Genomic DNA, 765 nt, shown 5'->3' with positions numbered 1-765 from the left:
AGAAGTGGCTAGTCTAACCGCAAGGAGGACGGTCACCACGGTAGGATTCATGACTGGGGTGAAGTCGTAACAAGGTAGCCGTATCGGAAGGTGCGGCTGGATCACCTCCTTTCCAGAGCTATCTCGCAAAGTTGAGCGCTCACGCTTATCGGCTGTAAATTAAAGACAGACTCAGGGGTCTGTAGCTCAGTCGGTTAGAGCACCGTCTTGATAAGGCGGGGGTCGTTGGTTCGAATCCAACCAGACCCACCATTGTCTGGCGGTAACACACCTGAGGTCATCTGTACTCAATGGGGGCATAGCTCAGCTGGGAGAGCACCTGCTTTGCAAGCAGGGGGTCGTCGGTTCGATCCCGTCTGCCTCCACCAATCCTCAATGACAAACATTCGAATGACGATTGTTCGAGTTTTTGTCATTGGCGATTGAGCCAGTCAGAGGATATCAACAGATATCGGCTGTCGTTCTTTAACAATCTGGAAGAAGTAAGTAATTTGGATAGCGGAAGCGTCTCGAGATGGACGTGGAAGTTATCCGGGTTGTGATTGTATCGATGTATCTCAAGATGATTCGAACTTCATTGTTCGGCTCGATTTTGGAATACGGCACAACGCGAGAACTCAACCTGTAGCGACTGTCGAGAGACAGACTCGTTATAGGGTCAAGCGAACAAGTGCATGTGGTGGATGCCTTGGCGATCACAGGCGATGAAGGACGCGGTAGCCTGCGAAAAGCTACGGGGAGCTGGCAAACGAGCTTTGATCCGTA

Annotated in this window: 2 tRNA genes and 2 rRNA genes; all 4 read left to right on the top strand. The window is 51.1% G+C overall.

Annotated features, from left to right (window positions below):
• Window positions 1-112 (top strand): 16S ribosomal RNA (locus CFB89_RS33835); the annotation flags it as partial.
• A gap of 63 nt (window positions 113-175) precedes the next feature.
• Window positions 176-252, top strand: a tRNA-Ile gene (locus CFB89_RS33830).
• Between the two features lie 40 nt (window positions 253-292).
• Window positions 293-368 (top strand) — tRNA-Ala (locus CFB89_RS33825).
• 288 nt (window positions 369-656) lie between these two features.
• Window positions 657-765: ribosomal RNA gene (locus tag CFB89_RS33815) — 23S ribosomal RNA — on the top strand; the annotation flags it as partial.

Source organism: Burkholderia sp. AU16741 (genome assembly GCF_002223345.1).
GTDB lineage: Bacteria > Pseudomonadota > Gammaproteobacteria > Burkholderiales > Burkholderiaceae > Burkholderia > Burkholderia sola.
This window is presented reverse-complemented; position numbering and strand designations above follow the sequence as displayed.